This window comes from Sphingomonas sp. P3_C6 (assembly GCF_056402595.1).
Genome location: NZ_JBFUHB010000004.1, coordinates 93023 through 109287 on the forward strand (window position 1 = coordinate 93023; position 16265 = coordinate 109287).

Genomic DNA, 16265 nt, shown 5'->3' on the forward strand with positions numbered 1-16265 from the left:
GGTCACCCTCGCTTCCCCGCAGGGGCCGGTTTAGGAAAATCCAATGAACGAAGCCGCGAAAGAATGGGACGGCGAGATCGTCCGAAAATGGCTGGAAAGCCGTTTGAGCGCGTCACTGAACGAGCAGGCTCGGGCGGACAAGTACGGCCGGGGACATGAAGATGATTATGACAAGGCGGCAGCCGAAGAATGGGCCTGCCGCGCAGCCAGGAGCAACGAAGCGACGACCAGTCAGGATCGATTCGCTCACCGGCTCAAGGAACTTCTCGACCAGGATGACTATCGTCGGCCGGGCGTTCACGATGACAGGCGGTTCGAGAGGGAGGTGCGGTCCTATCTCAGGAAGCTGATCAAGATGACGAAGACGAACACCGGCTTTGGAAATACCGCGCGCTATCAGTGATCTCCGGTGCGGGTGCGACCCGCGTTGAGCATGGACGCGGGCGGGCGTTGTCTCAGGTGTCAGCAAGGTTCCTGCGCGGGCGGAGCAGATTGCGCGGGCGCATCATGTGTGCGCAGGTGGCATGGTCGCCCGTCTTGCCTGAATCGTCCGGCGGCAGCCGGCCAGTATCGGGGAGCGCCATCCAGGTCACGCCTTCAGCCGAGCAGATCTCTACGAAATGCTGCCCCGGTCCTGCCGCCTCGACCGGTGAGGCCGACAGCACGACGAGCGCCGGCACGACGAGGATGAGGCCCGCGCGCCTACCGCACAGGCGAGGGCGCAAAGGCGCCTCGTCCTCTACGTGGCTGCAATAGGCGCTTTCCCCGGCCGTCACGCGAGGCCCTTTCTTCACGAGGCAATGCCGATCCGTAGCACAGGGACAGGCGGCTACCTGCGCGCATCATGTAGCGGTTTGCGTCACGCTACGACCGCAACAAGCCCCGATTTGGCGTCAACATCCCGCCGGACGCGGCAAGAAGGGGATATGGTACGCCGACACGGGGGTGAGGAGGGCAGCATGGAGAGCGATGTCAGGCCGATCATCGGTATGCCGGTCTATGATTCGGTCGATATGCTCGACGTGACCGGACCGTATGAGATGTTCACCTGGGCCGGTTTCGAGATCGAACTGGTGGCGGCGGAAAGCCGTATGCATTGTTTCCGTGAGGGCTTCCGCTTCGAAGTACTCAAGAGCTTTGCCGATGCGAGCCCGGACTATGCGGCCCTGTGGGTACCGGGCGGCGATCCGGCCGCGCTGAACGTGCTGATGAAGGACGAAACCTATCTCGGTTTCCTGCGCGCCAAGGCCGCGGTGACGCCGATGGTCGCCTCGGTCTGCGAGGGCGCGATGCTGTTGTCCGCGGCCGGACTTCTTGATGGTTACGAGGCGACCACACACTGGGCGTTCATCCCCTGTCTGAAGCGCAACCAGAAGGTGAAGGTGGTCGAAGGCCATCCGCGCTATCATCTCGATCGCGACCGGCTGACCGGGGGCGGCATTTCGTCCGGGCTGGACGAGGCGCTTCGGCTGATCGAGCTGCTCAGCGGCACCTCGGCGGCGGAGCAGGTCCAGCTCATGACCCAATATTATCCGTCCCCGCCGGTCGGCGGCGCGATCCCGGATACCGACGATTGTCCGCTCGACACCGCCGGCGATCAGGTGCCGCTCTGCATTCCCTGCTGAAGGGCTTGCGGTCGGAGTCCCCGCGCCGCATCTAGCGTCGATGCGCACCACCTCTGAAACCGTGTCAGTCCGCCTGTATCATCTTTCCGACGGCAATGACGGGGGAGGGGCCTCGACCCTGTTCTACGGCCCGCTCGGCGAGGCGATGGCGATCGCCGCCGCGCAGCCTGAAGAGGTGCAGGAAGGGCTTTTCCTGGCGACCGACAATGACGTGGTGGCCTATCTCGACCTGCTCGAAGGCTGACCGGGGTTCGACGCGTTAGGAGCGGTGTTTCCGGTCAGCGCCAGACCCGTATGTCGAACCAGTCGGCCGCGTCTTCGCCATAGAGCAGGAGGATGGCGAACGCCTCCACGGTCAGCTGGAGGATCGACACCATCAGGGCCGTCATGCCACCGTCGTTCACCGGGTCGACCACGCCGATGCTGCGCAGAAAGGCGACGCTGGTCACCACGCCGAGCACCCAGCGCGCGACCAGCGTGCCACGCGCGGACCGCGACTTGAAGCAGACGATAAGCAGCATCAGCGACAAGGCGAACGCGACACCGAACATCCTGATCGCGAGGATACGGCCTGCCAGGGTCGCGGCGGCTTCCGGCGTGATCGGGAAACCGAAGGTCATCGATCGGGCGGTATAAAAGGCGAGCAGGGCGGAAACGGCTATCGAAAAGCCGAACAACACCGCGAAAAGCCGGATCGATATCGGTTGCGCCACGCCAGTCCCCCGCGCTTGGGCACCTCGTCCGGTGCCCGTCTTCTAGCCGGTAGGGGAGCGCGATTAAGAGGGCGTAAAACGAGCGCCGTTCGCTAGACGATCACCTCGCTCACCACACGATCCGCGTCGCCGAAAACGCGCAGGTAGCGCTGGATCTCGGCCGGGTCGCCGGTCGCCTTGGCAGGATTGTCGGAGAGCTTTACCGCCGGATGCCCGTTGGCGCTCGTCACCTTGCACACCAGCGAGATCGGTTCGAGCCCGGCACCGCCATGCGGATCGCAACCACGGAAATCATTGGTGAGGTTGGTCCCCCAGCCGAAGCTCATGCGCACCCGGCCGCGGAAATGGCGATAGGTGCGCTCGATCGAATCCACATCCATGCCGTCCGAGAAGATCAGCAATTTCTCGCGCGGATCGACGCCCTTGCTCTGCCACCAGGCGATGATCTGCTCGCCGGCCTCGATCGGCGGCGCGCTGTCCGGGCGGAAACCGGTCCAGTCGGCGACCCAGTCAGGTGCATCGGCCAGAAAGGCGGTGGTACCGAAGGCGTCGGGCAGCACGATCAGCAGGTTGCCGGCATAATGCTGGCGCCATTCCTCCAGCACGCGATAGGGAGCGGTGGCGAGCTCGGCATCGTCGCGGGAGAGGGCGGCGGCGACCATCGGCAGCTCATGCGCATTGGTGCCGATCGCCTCCAGATCGGCATCCATCGCCAGCAGCACGTTCGACGTGCCGATGAAGCGATTGCCTAGCCCTTCCTTCAGCGCCTCGACGCACCAGCGCTGCCACAAATGGCCGTGCCGCCGCCGCGTACCGAAATCGGAAAGAACCAGGTCGGGCAATTGCTTCAGCCGCTCGACCTTGTCCCACAGCCTGGCCTTGGCACGGGCATAGGTGACGTCGAGTTCGAACCGGTCGTGATTGCGCAGGGCGGTACGCGATCGCAGCTCGTTGATGATGCAGAGCGCCGGAATCTCCCACATCGTCGTGTGGGTCCAGGGGCCTGCGAACCGCAGCTCATATTGGCCGTCGACCGTGTGAAGCTCATAGGGCGGCAGCTGGAAGTCGGCGAGCCAGGCGATGAAGTCCGGCGCGAACATGCGCTCATTGCCGTAGAAGCTGTTGCCGGCGAGCCAGATCAGCTCCTTCTTGCTGAACCGAACGGTGCGGGCATGATCGAGCTGGGCGCGCAGTTCTCCCTCGTCGATGACATCGGCGAGCCTGACCGACCTGGTGCGGTTGAGGACCGAGAAGGTCACCTCTACATCGGCATGCAGATGCCGGATCATCTGCAGCATCAGCAGCTTGTAGAAGTCGGTATCGAGCAGGCTGCGGACGATCGGGTCGAGCCGCCAGCCGTGATTGTAGGAGCGTGTCGCGATATCGGTCAGAACCATGACAGCCTTTTCCCGGCAAAAGCCGCGAACGTCTACAGCTGGAAGTGCCGCAGGAGCATGAAATGAAGAAGATCGTGATCGTCGTCGATACCCAGGCCGATTTCATGAACCCCGACGGGGCGCTGTCGGTCACCGGCGCCGACGCGCTGGCCGGGCCGATGAACGCCTGGCTGGCGGCGCTCCGCCCCGAGGAGACCGCAGCAGTTTTGTTCACCTTCGATACGCATTTCGCCGACACCTATCCGCTGTCGGAAGAGGCGAAGGAATTCCCGATTCACTGCGTCCGCGAGACGCCTGGCTGGCACAATGTGCTCGATGCCGGCCGGATCGATCCCGCCATACCGGCCTATCGCCTGGAGAAGGGCGTGTTCGCGATGTGGCAGGAAGACGGGCTGTCGGTCGAGCCGATCGGCGGTGGCGCGCCGATCGACCGCGACGCATTCTTCAGCGACCTGAAGGCATCGGGTGCCGGGGAGGCGATCGTGGTCGGCGTGGCAGCGGATTATTGCGTGCGCTGGGCGATCGACGGCCTGGTTGGGCGCGGCTTCGCCGTCACGGTGCCCGAAGCGCTGACGCAGGGCATCGTCCGCCCGATCGATCAGGTGCTGCGAGACGATTTTGCCGGGCAGGCGGTGGCGCTGGCCTGAGCCATCGTGCGTCACGCCATGACCGAGGGGAGCGTGCCGCTTTGGGATGCGGCGGGCCGTGCTTGCCCGTGGAGTGTTGGCTGGCTGCGGGCTATTGTCGCCCCATGACATTGCAGGAGGCGTCGCATGAAGCTGGTCAGTGAACGCTCCGAAGATGATATCGCGCAGGAGGCTGCAACGACCTCCGTCGCATCCGCCATTCGCGAACTGACGGCCAATCTCATCCGCGTGTCGCGCGGCGCCGGAAATGCACAGGATGTCGGCCGGCAGGCGGTGACGTTGATCGAATCGTTCCAGGACTATCATGACGCGTTCGGCCGGCTGCCGGGTGCTGAGCTCACCGAGTTCCTCGACCATGATCGCCTCTGGGGCGATGTGGACTGGTCCCGGTTCGACGACGATTATGCCGACCGGCATTTCGCCACGATCAAGATGGTGCGCGGCGCATTGCAGATGACGGCCGCGAGCCTGATGGGGCAGCGCGCCGACTATCTCACCGGTGAGCGCGAATTGTACGATGGCAGCCGTGCCCGCCAGGATACCCTTGCCCGCGCCGATGCTCCGGCCGCGAAGACTTCCCGGTGGCAGCTAAGGCGAACCGCGAAATAGCGCGATCGATCCTGCCGCCATGACACCGACCAGGCGCGATATGATTCAGAACCGGCCCTGTGCCCGATCGTTCGCCAATCGGCGCGCTGCCTCTCGTACCGCGAGCCAGTGGCAATGCTCCTCCTGCGCATCGGCAAGGGCGCGATGTGCGGGTGCAGTTCCCGGGGCACGGACATCGATCGATTCGATCAGGCCAGCAACCGTGACCGCCAGCGCCTCCGTCGGTACGAACCCCTCCAGAATGTCGGTCGCGGTTTGGTGAAGCGCCTCGTCTCTGTCGCGAAGTCGCAGCAGATGCCGGGGATAGCCCGCCGCGCGCAGCAAGGCGCTCAGCCATTTGCCGTCCCATGACGGCGCGCTCGCAAAGAGATCGTGACCGGTAAGCTTGTCGACCATGGCCGCGGCAACCATGTCGTGCGGGCACCCATCCCGGAGGAGCGTGGGGCGATCGATGCGATGGATCGCTTCGGCCCTCGGATCCCAATCGTCCCAGTCCGGTGCCGGCCGGATCAGATAGGCCGCCGATCGTCCATCCTCGAACACCCAGGCAACCTCGATCGGCACGCTCTTCTTGCCGAGCGACGATGCCTCGAAGTCGAGGAACACCTTCATCGGATCGCTGGCCCGGGCGGCCCGGCGCTATCACGCCGCCTGGGCGAGCGCGTAACGGCGGCAATGTTCGAGATATCCGGCCTCGTGACTTGCGGTGAGATCGACGACACTGTCCCACAGCCAGGTCGGCGCGTCGATGTTCGCGCTTTGCCGGCGTGCGATGGCATCGCCCCAGTGCGCCCGTGTCGGCCCATCCATCTGGCGCGCATGCGCCACGCCGACGACATAAGCGAGTTATCGCGCTGCGCGCGTCGCCTCGCTGCGGGAGAATTGCTCGATCTCCAGCTTGAGATCCTGGGGTAGCAGCTCGCGCAGCACCATCGGTTTGCCGAGCAGTCTGGTCGCCAGCATGCGCTCGCCGAGATTGGGCGCGAGGGCAGTCGCACCGGTGACGACCCGCACCGCAGGATCGTGTGGCATGTCCGCACCTCTGGCCGCGGGCGCTGCGGCCGCAACCGCTTCCTTCAGGTCGATCAGGGCATATTCGGCGGGCGCCTTTTTCGATCCGCCGATCGCGACGAGTGCGGCGAACCGCAGATTGCCCAGCGAGCTGCAGCCCTTCTTCCAATAAGCGGCATCGACCAGGCATACGCGGTGGCCGTCTTCCCGCCGATTGAGAGAAAGGATCATCGCAACGACCGCCGGTTCCCTGAACAGCGTCTCCAGCGCGGCGCGTTCCTCGTCCTCAAGCGCCCAGAATTTGCGCCCCAGCGGCAGGCGCGGCTCGACATCGTCAAGCCGCTCGTCGGCGAGATGGCGCCAGCGGCGTCCCAGTGCGCGCCTGCGCACGGCGCGGACGACATTGGGTTCGGGCGCCATCTCGGCATCGCCTTCGGCCATGGCGTGCGCATAGCCCTCCACCATTTCCTCGATCATGCGCGCCGTGGTGACTCCCGGCAGGTCCGATCCTCGCGCCGCGGTCGCAAGGCTCAGGCCCAGCCGGATCAGGTCGTGCGCCGGATTGCCGATGACCGACTGGTCGAGATCGCGGATCTGGACGTCGACCCGTCCGTCGGCATGGGCGACCGGCCCGAGATTGCCGAGATGGCAGTCGCCGCAGATCCAGATCGCGGGCCCCTTGGGAAGGCGTCTCGCCGAGCGCGAGTCGGCCAGCCATTCGTAGAATTTGACGGTGTTGCCCCGCACATAGGCATGGGTCGATCGTGCCATCTTGAGCGCGCGGCTGTGTTCCAGCGCATCAAGTCTTCCACCGGGGATACGCTTCATCGAGGCTCCTTCAGCGAGGGCAGCAACACCTGCACAGAAGTCGGCAACGCATCAGCAACAATAATGGCTCGCGCGGCGGTACCCTATCGCCCTTGGGGCGCGTTGTTGCTCCGGCGCCATCCCGGCGGACACGGAGTTTGCCTCTCATGCTCGATCCCTTCACTTTCTACCGGCGCATGGTGTCCGCCACGCTCGACATGATCGGCACGGCGCAACGCGTGTCGCAGACCATGGTCGCGTCGAACGAGGTGATCGCCCGGCGCACGTCGATGATGCGGGACGCAGCACGCTCGCCGCTCGACGGCAATTATGCCGAACTATCGCGCATGGTGCCCGAGAAGGTCGATGCGTTCGGCAAGGCAGGTGCGGCGATCGCCGGCGACTGGTGGGCGATCCAATCCACCATCCTCGCCCAGGCGCAGCAGGTCGGGGTACTGGCGATGAGGGGCCGCGCGCCGAGCCTGGCCGAGTTGTCCGATCTTTCGGCAAACAACATGATGCTGGGACTACGCATGTTCGAACGGGCCGGCGCGATGGGTGCCAAGGGGCTAAAGCCGATCCATGCCAGCGCGACGGGCAATGCGCGGCGCCTGAAGCGCCTTCCAGCCCCATGACACCCCGTGATCGACGTCAGGCTGGAATATAGGTGAGCCTGATCACGTCCTCGCCCATCCGGTCGCAGGTCGCGAGGCGGAGCGGCGGCCGGGCGCCGGCGAAATAGGGCTTGCCGCGACCGAGCACGACCGGATGCAGATAGATTCGATACTCATCGATCAGGCCAAGCTCGGTAAGGCTGTGCGCCAGGGTAGGGCCGGCAACCTCGATCTCCCCGTCGCGCCCGGCCTTCAACGCGCGGATCGCACCCTCGAGATCGTCCCCGACAAGCGTTGCATTGGGCCCGACCGAGGTCAGCGAGCGTGAGACGACCCATTTCGGCTGCTTCCGCCACGCCGCAGCGAAAGCGCGTCTGTCCGCATCCCATTCGGAATGCTCGTCGTCCCAATACCGCATGATCTCGTACATCTCGCGACCATAGACGCTGCCTGTCTGTCCCTGCGCTTCGTCGACGAAATGGCGGAACAGCGCTGGGCCAGGCGCGAAACCCATATGGTCGACATAGCCGTCCAGGGACTGGTTCATGCCGAAAACGAGCTTGGCCATGCCGCCTCCTCCCTTCACCCCGCATCGATGACTAATTCCGATTGCGGTATGCAATCGGTTATAAGTCCAACTGCTTTTATACCGCAATCGGATTTTGGAGTGCTCATCTTGGCCTGTTCGACCCCAGCACTGAGCAGCCTGGAAGACGTAGCAGCTTGATGGCCGCTCTGCGCCTCACTCCTGGCTATTCGCGTCCGTCGTGTCGCATCTGGAAGGCCGATATTCCCGACTCATCATCCTGTGGTCGCGATAACATTGTCGTCAGCGTTGCGATCGATCAGAACAGCGAAGGGATCCGCGCCCGCATAGCTGGGCCTCGCGGCGGTGACGAATTTGATCTGCTGCACCCCGCTATGGATCGCGACAGACCGTAGCGCTAGCACATTCCGTGCCGCAAACGGGCCCCGGTCGGGCATGGCGGTGAACAGGCCGAAGCCCATAGGCTCCGCGAGCGGCGCTTCGGTCTCCTTTCCCTCGCCATCGGCATAATATTTATGCGCCTCGACGGTCAGGGTCGTTTCAAAGCGACTGTCGCGCATCTTCCGGACATTCGCTCCCGTAGTCCTTACGTCATAGAGGGTGATCTTCTCGAACAGGTCGGTGATCAACTGGTTCTCCGCCGGGCTGGCGCCTTTGCGGAATTCGGCGATGAGGTCGAGCGATCGCGGATACGGGGCGGGACGAAACCTGAAGCGCTCGAGATAGCGCCGCAGCGCGGCGTTGACGCGTTCGTCGCCGAGCACATTGCGCAGGCGATACATGACCAGCTCGCCCTTCTGATACGCGATATATTCCTGGTTCTCCACCCGTGCGAGCGGCAACTCCTGCCCAACTTCGAAGCCGCGGGAGAACAGATATCGGTCGAGCTCCTGGCGGAGAAAGCGGCGGGCCTCGTCGCGTCCCTTGGTCTTCTCCATCACCAGCAGGGCGGCGTCCTGCGCCAGCGTTTCGTCGAGCATCCTCGCGCCTTGCATATCTGCCGGCGTCGCCTGGTTTCCCCAATATTGATGGGCCAGTTCGTGCGCGACGACCTGACTTATATAGTCGATCCCGCTCCTGTCGGAGAGGTCGGCGATGAAGCCGAACCCTTCCGAATAGGGGAAAGTCCCCGCGACGGATGTCGCAAACGTCGCGTAGGTCGGGAACTCGACGATACGCATGTGGCTGAACTGGTACGGGCCGAAGGCGGCACGATAGGTATCGAGCGCGTGCGCTGACGCGGCCAGCATCCGATCGACGTTTCGGCCGTGCCTTGCGTCGTAATAGACCGCAAGGTCGACGCCTCCGTGGCGAATGTGACGCTCCTGATAACGGGCGGACTGGATTGCGAGAAAATTCTGCGTCGGCACTTGGACGACAAAGCGCGCGGTGCGGCGGCCGCCGGTCGTGCTGTCGGCAACCTTGGTGCCGGGGGCGATGGGCGTCTGTTCGGCATCGGTCGTGAGCGTGACGTCGGACGTGATCCAGTCGCTATGATTCCGGTTGGCCCGCGTAGCGGACAGATCCTCCAGCCTGGCACGGGCGAGGTCCGCGGGCAGGCCGTATCTGCGCCTTTTTAACGGATCATCGAGCAGGCGCGAGCGATCCATGCCGATTGCGGGAAGAAACTCGGCGCTCGGGATCATGGTGCCGTTGTCGAACACGCGTGTATCGTCGCCTTCATTGCTGAAACCGATCTGCCGGTAAACGGTGGTGAAGGCGATCTGCGCCACCGCGCCGGGCGCCAGCGGCGTCGCGAACCGGTAAATCCGATATTGGAAATCGGGATAATCCTTGGCCAGGCGCGCGCCGGAGACCGTAAGCCCAGTCCATTTCACGTCGGATGAGCGCATGCGAAGATGGACTTCGGACAAGGGCACCACCTGCCGGTTGACCAGATCGAGCGTGCCGCGCGTGATCATCTCGTGCTGGTGGGGCCACAGATCGATCTTCGCGCGCACCATGGTGACCGCTGGCTGGAGCGTGTTTTCATACGGGAGCAGCTGCCTCTCATAGTCGGCAGAGTAACGGTCGTCGCCGGACGATGTGCGATAGACGTTCCAGACATGGGTGTTGATGAAGCACCAGGTGCCGATCCCGGCGAAGGCCAGCAACGCCGCCGCCGCCACACCGCCCGCCCGTCCATGCAAGCGGCGGGGAAGCCGTTTCAAGCGGTCGGCCAGCCGCGTCTCGGCACCCCGCCGCCACAGGGCGTGGCTCAGCACGAGCAACAGGACGGCGCAGGCTGTCCAATAAGCCCGAAAGCTCCAGGCGCCGATCCAAAGCTGGCCTTGCCCGTTCATGTCGGACAACGGCACCGCCGGACCCTGCGCGTAGGTGAAGAGATGATCCTCGAACCCGAGCAGCCCCAGCCGCCAGAGTTGAGATCGCGAGATCGCGAAGAGCAGCATGATCCCCCAGCCGACGAACTTGTGGGGACTGATCGTTTGTACGAACACGGCGAGGATCGCGATCAGCACATAGTCGACCGCGTTGGGCAGCAGGTACCACAACAGGTAATGGCCCAGCTCCAACTGCGTGTAGCCGTGGAACAGCTGGATACCCACAGCGCCGATCATGCTGACCAGCAGCGTGGAAAGCAGCACCAGCGTAAGCGCCACGATCTTGGGTACGACATAGGCCCAGTCGGGAATGGCGCTCGCGCCGATGATTTCGTGAATGTTGCGGTCGCGCTCGCGCCAGACCAGCTCGCTGCTGTAATAGATCGCGATGATGAGCGGGATCAGTTGGAAATTGTCGTTGAGTAGCTGAACCATCAGCCGCGTAACGGGCAAGGACGGGGTTCCCCATGCGGGATCGAGGTCGTGCAGGCCGGCTACCGAGAATATCAGGCCGAGCACCAACAGCACGCCATAGGCCGGACTGCGGAATATCTGGGCCATATCCAGTCGCGTACGAACCCGCAGCTGCGCCCAGGCCGTCGCCGTGCCGAAATGCGGCCTGGCCGTGGGAATGCCGCCGCCGGCGATGGCGACGGTCGCGGGCGACGCATCCTCGGCACTGCGGCGGCGTGCTGCGCGGGGCGCCCGGTCGCTGAAACGGAAGCGAGCATGGGCCAATGACAGGAAGGCCGCGGCGATCGCGATCCAGAGGATCCGGTTCCAGAGCACCACACTATAGATCGGCGTGCCGAAGGTGTTGAGTTCTTCGGAAGTCCAGGAGCGGGTGATCCAGGTGACAGCGCCGAGACCGAACGGATCGATATAGGCGGCCAGCAGGCCGTGACCGTTATGCGAGGCGATGGTCGCGGCCAGCCAGAACATCAGGAGCGCGATGACGCTCACATAGGTGGCCATCATCGAGCGTGTCATCGTCGCCAGCGCGAAGAACAGCGCCGAACTTATGAACAAATCGGGCAGCGCGAAGCAAAGATAAGGCATCAGATAGGCAGCCAGATCGTTCGGCCCGAACAGCCTGGCATCGACCCATGTCATCAGCGTCCCGAGCCACAGCGCCGTCGGAATGGCGAGGAAGCCCAAAGTGGCCAACAGCAACGCGCCGGCATAACGGCCGAACAGATACTGGACCCTGGAAATGTGCGTGGTGCGCAGGATCGGCCCAAAGCCGGTCTCGTCATCACGCACGATCGCGTTGGCGACAAAAGCCGCCGACACGAACATGTAGAGGACCGACAGCATCAAATAGAGCTGCGCCACCTTGTACGGCGCATTCTTGTGAAGGCCGGGCCCCGCTCCGATCGAGCCCGGCCCGATCGTGACGCAGAACACCAGTACCGCGAACACGGCCACCGCGATCCAGAATAGCGGGTTGCGCAGTTGGTAGCGCAGCTCGAACCCGGCGATCTTGAGCAACATCGTCCTGTCCCCTTCAGGCAGCGCGGCGCGCTGCGTCGAGCGTCGAGAAATAGACATCCTGAAGGCTGCCTGCGGCCGGCACGAATCCATCGCCCGGCGACGTGTCGGACGCGACGTGGATGATGGTGTGCCCTGCAAACAGACGGGTGGAGATCACGCGATGATCGGCTGCATGGTCGTCGAAGGCGGCCCGGTCGATCGTCTTTTCCCAGATTCGGCCATGCATTTTCGCGACCAGCTCCTGCGGCGCGCCCTCCAGCAGGATATGGCCCCCTGCCAGCACCGCCATACGCGTGCAAAGATCGGCGACATCGTCGACGATGTGAGTGGACAGGATGATGACGACCGTATCGCCGATCGCCGCGAGCAGGTTGAGGAAGCGGTTGCGCTCCTCCGGATCAAGGCCGGCCGTCGGCTCGTCGACGATGATCAGGCGGGGATTGCCGATCAGCGCCTGCGCGATGCCGAACCGTTGCCGCATGCCGCCGGAGAAGCCGGCCAGCGCCTTTTTGCGCACGCTCCACAAATTGACCTGGTGGAGCAGTGCCTCGACCGTATCCTTGCGTTCGGCGCGATCGGCGAGACCCTTCAGCACCGCCATATGGTCGAGCATCGCATAGGCGGAGATACGCGGATAAACGCCGAATTCCTGCGGCAGATAACCGAGCATCCGACGCAGCGCCTCGGGTTCCCTGACGACGTCGATCCCATCGAAAACGATTCTACCCGATGTCGGTGTCTGCAGCGTCGCGATGGAGCGCATCAGGGTCGACTTGCCGGCACCGTTGGGACCGAGCAGGCCAAACATGCCTGTGGGGATCGATAGGGTCACATCGTCGAGCGCGCGGGTGCCGTTGGCGTAGACATGGCTCAGATTGGCGATGGCAATCATTTCGCTCTCCAATATTATGGCGATATATGTAGAATTAATATTTGAGCAGCGGCCTGACCGGAGTGTTGCGACGTCCGCCCAAATTCATTTGGACTTCCCGAGGCAATTGAGCGCCTGCGCGATTTCACGGTCCATCTGGCGCTGCAGTTTACCGGTCCTGTTGCGGGCATACCGGGCGGCTGTCGATGCCGTCCTCTGGCTCAATATGGCAGTCACATCCGGCGGCTTGATGCGAAGTTCCTGCCCCGTCGCGTAGGCGAAGAATCTAAAATTCTCGACACGGTCATACACGGTCGAATCATCGGCGGCCTGCCGCACCGCGGGCAAATGCCGCAGCGCCACGATCTGACCATAGCATACCGTGGATTCGTCGAAGGTGCCTCTCATGGACCGCGCAGCACTGGAGGCGATCAGCAACGCCAGCGGGACGAACACCGAGAACGCTATGATGAGGAGTGCCGGCTCTCCCGCGCGGAGGCGCTCCGGAAAGCTGATCGCGGTAAGCCCGAAGCCCGGTTTTCTGGCCAGCGACATGCCCACCAGCTTCAAGGCGGCATAGCCGAACACGAACCAGGTGAGAGCAGTGAGCATCATATCGTCTTGTCCTGAGGTCGTGCAGCACTCTCGACCTATCGCCGCGCCACCCTGCGCCGGAAGCTGGATGGGCCGTCGGCGTCCGGGAACTCGATCCGGTTTGGGCGCGGGAGGGTGTCGAGCCTCAGCCGGCGCGGAGGCCTGCTCCCGTCGGCCTCGACGCCTCGGTTCAAGGTTCCGACGAAGGTATCCGGAAGAAGATAGGGGCCGCGTTCGTCCCGCCTGACGACATAGCCGGTCAGGCGCGCGCTATTGGCGTACAGGTCGCCAGCGCGCAGCTCGATATTCCCGCAGCAATAGCTGGAATATTCGCCGTCGGCGGCGTCGTACGCCAGGTGCGGCACCCGGTTAGCGCGCCATATTAGACCCGACGGCACGACTGCCAGAGCGACCGCCAGCGCGATCCATCTGCGAGGTCCGACCAGTATCAACGATCGAAGCGCTTTCATTCCTCACCATCCCCATGAGCGACGCGACTTCACTCTTCGGCATGGGCGTATCACGACATATGTAGATTTAAGAGTCAAGCTTCCCGGGAGCGTCGTTGAAGCCGCGGGCGCCTCGCTTCGGAGTCAGGCGATCCCTGCCGAAGGTGCATCCGCGAACAGCCGGGCATGCCATGTCGAAAAGGCGTGAATGGCGCCCAGCTCGACTGCCGATGCCATAGCCTGCCACCCAGCGCCCGCATCATCGAGGAAAAGCACCACGGTGAAGATGACCAGCGTCGCCGATACCGCGACGTTGAACGCCGCCATCTTTACGGCCTGTGGCCAGTTGCGATCGAGGAGCGACCAGGCAAGGCGCAGATGCCCGATGCCGATCAACACCCAAAGCACTAGCAGCGACGGTACGGCCGCCAGATAAGCGCCCGCCGAATAGGGGTCGCGCATGCTGTGTTGCGCCAACACGCCAAGCGATCCGGCTTGCCCCGGAGCCGGAAAGGGCATTGCCGCCACATTTTCGAACTGAAGAAGGGCAATGGGCAGCATCAGGCAGAGCGCGACGGCGTAAATCGCCAGAGCGAAGCGTCCTTCTGCCTGTCTGGGCATTTCCCGCCACGCTGCGACAAGGCAGCCCATCGCGAAACCCAGGGCCCTTCGATCCTCGATCGCCGCGTCGAATTCACCGCGCATCGCGCATGCCCATTCGCGATGATGTTCGGCCAGACTGGTGATCGCAACCGCAAGGATTGCCCGGGCCAGACCGGTCGTCACGCGAGCGCCGTTCGTGTGGAAGGGGCGTTACCTGCGACATCGTTGGTCCGGGCGACAGCGATTCCGGCCGCCGTGATGCGGTACGCATGACGCGCGGGCCGGCCCAGCTGAGCCGGCTCACGCCATTCCGCTTCGACCAGACCCTGCTCATTCATCCGCATCAATAGGGGATAGAGCGTGCCGGACATGAGCCCGGTCTCCTTCATGAGGTCATAGCCATGGCGCCATTGCCGCCCTCCCGCGGTCAGCGCCTCTAGGAGGGCGAGCATTTGCTTCGATGGTCGGCGGTTACGCGGCATGGCTTCAAACAACCTATGTAGAGTTCGGAGTCAAGACATGGCCTAGCGTTCGCATATGCGGTTTGGCCGGCGGCCGACTTCTGAAAGTTCTTGTAGCCAGTCATCGCGGTCCAGCCGAACGTTCCATTAGACGCGCCGAGCGCCGCCATGCTCACAGCCCAGGCCAAACCGGTCTCCGCGCCCACCGCTCGCCCGCCGGTTTGACGATGATGGCGCGCCCGAGTGGATTCGAACCACTGGCCTCAAGATTAGAAGTCTCGTGCTCTATCCAACTGAGCTACGGGCGCGCGATGGCGCGGGGATTAGCGCGGATTGCGCGGGCGCGAAACCGGCTTCATAAAATGATCGCGTCAAAGATGGGGGAATGCCGGCATGGCGGGTGTAAACGGGCTGAAGGCGGTCAGCGCGGGCGATGTGGCTGGCGGCCATTTTCGATATTATGATTTCGTGATGGCCGCGTTCGTCGCGATCATCCTGCTGTCCAACGTACTCGGCGCCGGCAAGGTCGCCGTGGTGAACCTGCCGGGCATCGGCTTGTGGCCGTTCGGCGCCGGCATCCTGTTCTTCCCGATCAGCTATGTGATCGGCGACGTGCTGACCGAGGTCTATGGCTATGCCCGCGCCCGCCGCGTGATCTGGGCAGGCGCCGTCGCCGTCGCCTTCATGGCCTTCATGTCCTGGGTCGTCGTCGCGCTGCCGCCATCGCCCGACTGGAAGAACCAGGCCGCCTATGAGGTGATCTTCGGCCAGGTGCCTCGGATCGTGTTCGCCTCGATGGTGGCCTTCTGGGCGGGCGAGTTCGTCAATTCCTATGTCCTTGCCCGAATGAAGGTGTGGACCAAGGGCAGGCATCTCTGGACCCGCACGATAGGCTCGACGATCGCGGGGCAGGGGGTGGACAGCCTGATCTTCTATCCGCTCGCCTTCCTCTACGCCGAGGGTTGGACCAACGATCTCGTGCTGAAGGTGCTGGTCACGCAGTGGGTGCTGAAGGTGTCGTGGGAAGTGCTGCTGACGCCGTTCACCTATCTCGCGGTCAATTTCCTGAAGCGAAGCGAGGGGGTCGACATATTCGACCACGGCACCGATTTTACGCCGTTCAAAGCGCGTGTTTGACCATCTAAGCGCCTTCCAGACGGCAAAGCTCTGGCTGACCGATCATACCGGCCTCGCGAAGGACGCGCTCCATATCTATATCGGCCTGCTGGTCCTGTTCGGGGCGGCGCGATTGTTCAAATGGCGCGTCGGCGACTGGCGTCCGGTGATTATCGTCTTCGCCTGCGCGCTGGCCGGCGAAGCGTGGGACCTGCGTGACGTTCTGGTCATCGGCGACAAGCCGGATTTTCCCGCGAACTGGCACGATATCTGGAACACCTGCTTGTGGCCGGTAACGCTGACGCTGCTCGCGCGCTACAGCCACGTGTTTCGAAGTAACGAAATAACCTAATAGGTTATATCCA

21 protein-coding genes and 1 tRNA gene are annotated in these 16265 nt (G+C 63.6%); 8 read left to right on the forward strand and 14 right to left on the reverse strand.

Annotated elements, in window-relative coordinates:
- Positions 1-43: 43 nt before the first annotated feature.
- Positions 44-403 carry a hypothetical protein gene (locus tag AC1DT7_RS06710; RefSeq protein ID WP_478035075.1) on the forward strand — a complete coding sequence of 120 codons (360 nt, stop codon included), beginning with the start codon at positions 44-46 and terminating at the stop codon, positions 401-403.
- A 52-nt stretch (positions 404-455) separates the two neighbouring features.
- Here the strand turns inward: AC1DT7_RS06710 and AC1DT7_RS06715 are convergent, their stop codons facing one another.
- Positions 456-776 (reverse strand): hypothetical protein, encoded by a 321-nt coding sequence (locus AC1DT7_RS06715; RefSeq protein ID WP_478035077.1) that lies wholly within the window; start codon positions 774-776, stop codon positions 456-458.
- A 183-nt stretch (positions 777-959) separates the two neighbouring features.
- Between AC1DT7_RS06715 and AC1DT7_RS06720 the strand changes: the two genes are divergently transcribed.
- On the forward strand, positions 960-1625 hold the full coding sequence (locus AC1DT7_RS06720; RefSeq protein ID WP_478035079.1) for a DJ-1/PfpI family protein: 666 nt from the start codon (positions 960-962) through the stop codon (positions 1623-1625).
- Between the two features lie 40 nt (positions 1626-1665).
- A complete protein-coding gene (locus AC1DT7_RS06725; protein ID WP_478035081.1) occupies positions 1666-1869 on the forward strand; it encodes a hypothetical protein in 204 nt (67 codons plus the stop codon).
- A gap of 34 nt (positions 1870-1903) precedes the next feature.
- Here AC1DT7_RS06725 and AC1DT7_RS06730 read toward each other — a convergent pair whose 3' ends face one another.
- Together AC1DT7_RS06730 and pncB are read right to left on the reverse strand one after the other, a co-directional pair.
- A complete protein-coding gene (locus AC1DT7_RS06730) occupies positions 1904-2338 on the reverse strand; it encodes a hypothetical protein (RefSeq protein WP_478035083.1) in 435 nt (144 codons plus the stop codon).
- A 92-nt stretch (positions 2339-2430) separates the two neighbouring features.
- Positions 2431-3735 carry a nicotinate phosphoribosyltransferase gene (pncB, locus tag AC1DT7_RS06735; protein ID WP_478035085.1) on the reverse strand — a complete coding sequence of 435 codons (1305 nt, stop codon included), beginning with the start codon at positions 3733-3735 and terminating at the stop codon, positions 2431-2433.
- 62 nt (positions 3736-3797) lie between these two features.
- Here pncB and AC1DT7_RS06740 point away from each other — a divergent pair, with 62 nt between their 5' ends.
- Positions 3798-4382 (forward strand): cysteine hydrolase family protein, encoded by a 585-nt coding sequence (locus AC1DT7_RS06740; protein ID WP_478035086.1) that lies wholly within the window; start codon positions 3798-3800, stop codon positions 4380-4382.
- A gap of 126 nt (positions 4383-4508) precedes the next feature.
- Positions 4509-4991, forward strand: a complete 483-nt coding sequence (locus AC1DT7_RS06745) for a hypothetical protein (RefSeq protein ID WP_478035088.1) — start codon at positions 4509-4511, stop codon at positions 4989-4991.
- A gap of 45 nt (positions 4992-5036) precedes the next feature.
- On the opposite strand, the gene AC1DT7_RS06750 is transcribed toward AC1DT7_RS06745, so the two are convergent.
- The 3 genes from AC1DT7_RS06750 to AC1DT7_RS06760 are packed head-to-tail and all read right to left on the reverse strand — an operon-like array spanning position 5037 to position 6830.
- Complete coding sequence (locus tag AC1DT7_RS06750; RefSeq protein WP_478035089.1) at positions 5037-5603, reverse strand: transcriptional regulator; 567 nt, start codon at positions 5601-5603, stop codon at positions 5037-5039.
- Between the two features lie 30 nt (positions 5604-5633).
- Positions 5634-5819, reverse strand: a complete 186-nt coding sequence (locus tag AC1DT7_RS06755) for a hypothetical protein (RefSeq protein ID WP_478035091.1) — start codon at positions 5817-5819, stop codon at positions 5634-5636.
- 18 nt (positions 5820-5837) lie between these two features.
- Positions 5838-6830, reverse strand: coding sequence for a DUF2252 family protein (locus tag AC1DT7_RS06760; protein WP_478035093.1), 993 nt, complete (start codon positions 6828-6830; stop codon positions 5838-5840).
- A 146-nt stretch (positions 6831-6976) separates the two neighbouring features.
- Between AC1DT7_RS06760 and AC1DT7_RS06765 the strand changes: the two genes are divergently transcribed.
- Positions 6977-7444: a hypothetical protein gene (locus AC1DT7_RS06765; protein ID WP_478035095.1), complete on the forward strand. Its 468-nt coding sequence runs from the start codon at positions 6977-6979 to the stop codon at positions 7442-7444.
- Positions 7445-7460: 16 nt separating this feature from the next.
- On the opposite strand, the gene AC1DT7_RS06770 is transcribed toward AC1DT7_RS06765, so the two are convergent.
- From AC1DT7_RS06770 to AC1DT7_RS06805, 8 genes are all read right to left on the reverse strand, one after another.
- Entirely contained in the window at positions 7461-7991 is a 531-nt protein-coding gene (locus AC1DT7_RS06770) for a dihydrofolate reductase family protein (RefSeq protein WP_478035097.1), read from the reverse strand.
- Between the two features lie 233 nt (positions 7992-8224).
- Positions 8225-11806 (reverse strand): ABC transporter permease/M1 family aminopeptidase, encoded by a 3582-nt coding sequence (locus tag AC1DT7_RS06775; protein WP_478035099.1) that lies wholly within the window; start codon positions 11804-11806, stop codon positions 8225-8227.
- A gap of 13 nt (positions 11807-11819) precedes the next feature.
- Complete coding sequence (locus AC1DT7_RS06780; RefSeq protein ID WP_478035100.1) at positions 11820-12698, reverse strand: ABC transporter ATP-binding protein; 879 nt, start codon at positions 12696-12698, stop codon at positions 11820-11822.
- An 84-nt stretch (positions 12699-12782) separates the two neighbouring features.
- Positions 12783-13292 carry a hypothetical protein gene (locus tag AC1DT7_RS06785; RefSeq protein WP_478035102.1) on the reverse strand — a complete coding sequence of 170 codons (510 nt, stop codon included), beginning with the start codon at positions 13290-13292 and terminating at the stop codon, positions 12783-12785.
- 35 nt (positions 13293-13327) lie between these two features.
- On the reverse strand, positions 13328-13741 hold the full coding sequence (locus AC1DT7_RS06790; RefSeq protein WP_478035103.1) for a hypothetical protein: 414 nt from the start codon (positions 13739-13741) through the stop codon (positions 13328-13330).
- A 123-nt stretch (positions 13742-13864) separates the two neighbouring features.
- The gene (locus AC1DT7_RS06795; protein ID WP_478035105.1) at positions 13865-14506 is read right to left on the reverse strand and encodes a hypothetical protein; all 642 of its coding nucleotides are present in this window, start codon (positions 14504-14506) and stop codon (positions 13865-13867) included.
- Entirely contained in the window at positions 14503-14805 is a 303-nt protein-coding gene (locus tag AC1DT7_RS06800) for a PadR family transcriptional regulator (RefSeq protein WP_478035355.1), read from the reverse strand. The genes AC1DT7_RS06795 and AC1DT7_RS06800 overlap by 4 nt, the downstream gene beginning before the upstream one ends.
- Positions 14806-15015: 210 nt before the next feature.
- A tRNA-Arg gene (locus tag AC1DT7_RS06805) sits at positions 15016-15092 on the reverse strand.
- Positions 15093-15177: 85 nt separating this feature from the next.
- Here AC1DT7_RS06805 and AC1DT7_RS06810 point away from each other — a divergent pair.
- Positions 15178-15921, forward strand: coding sequence for a queuosine precursor transporter (locus AC1DT7_RS06810; RefSeq protein WP_478035107.1), 744 nt, complete (start codon positions 15178-15180; stop codon positions 15919-15921).
- The gene (locus AC1DT7_RS06815) at positions 15914-16252 is read left to right on the forward strand and encodes a hypothetical protein (protein ID WP_478035109.1); all 339 of its coding nucleotides are present in this window, start codon (positions 15914-15916) and stop codon (positions 16250-16252) included. The genes AC1DT7_RS06810 and AC1DT7_RS06815 overlap by 8 nt, the downstream gene beginning before the upstream one ends.
- The last annotated feature ends 13 nt before the right edge of the window (positions 16253-16265 follow it).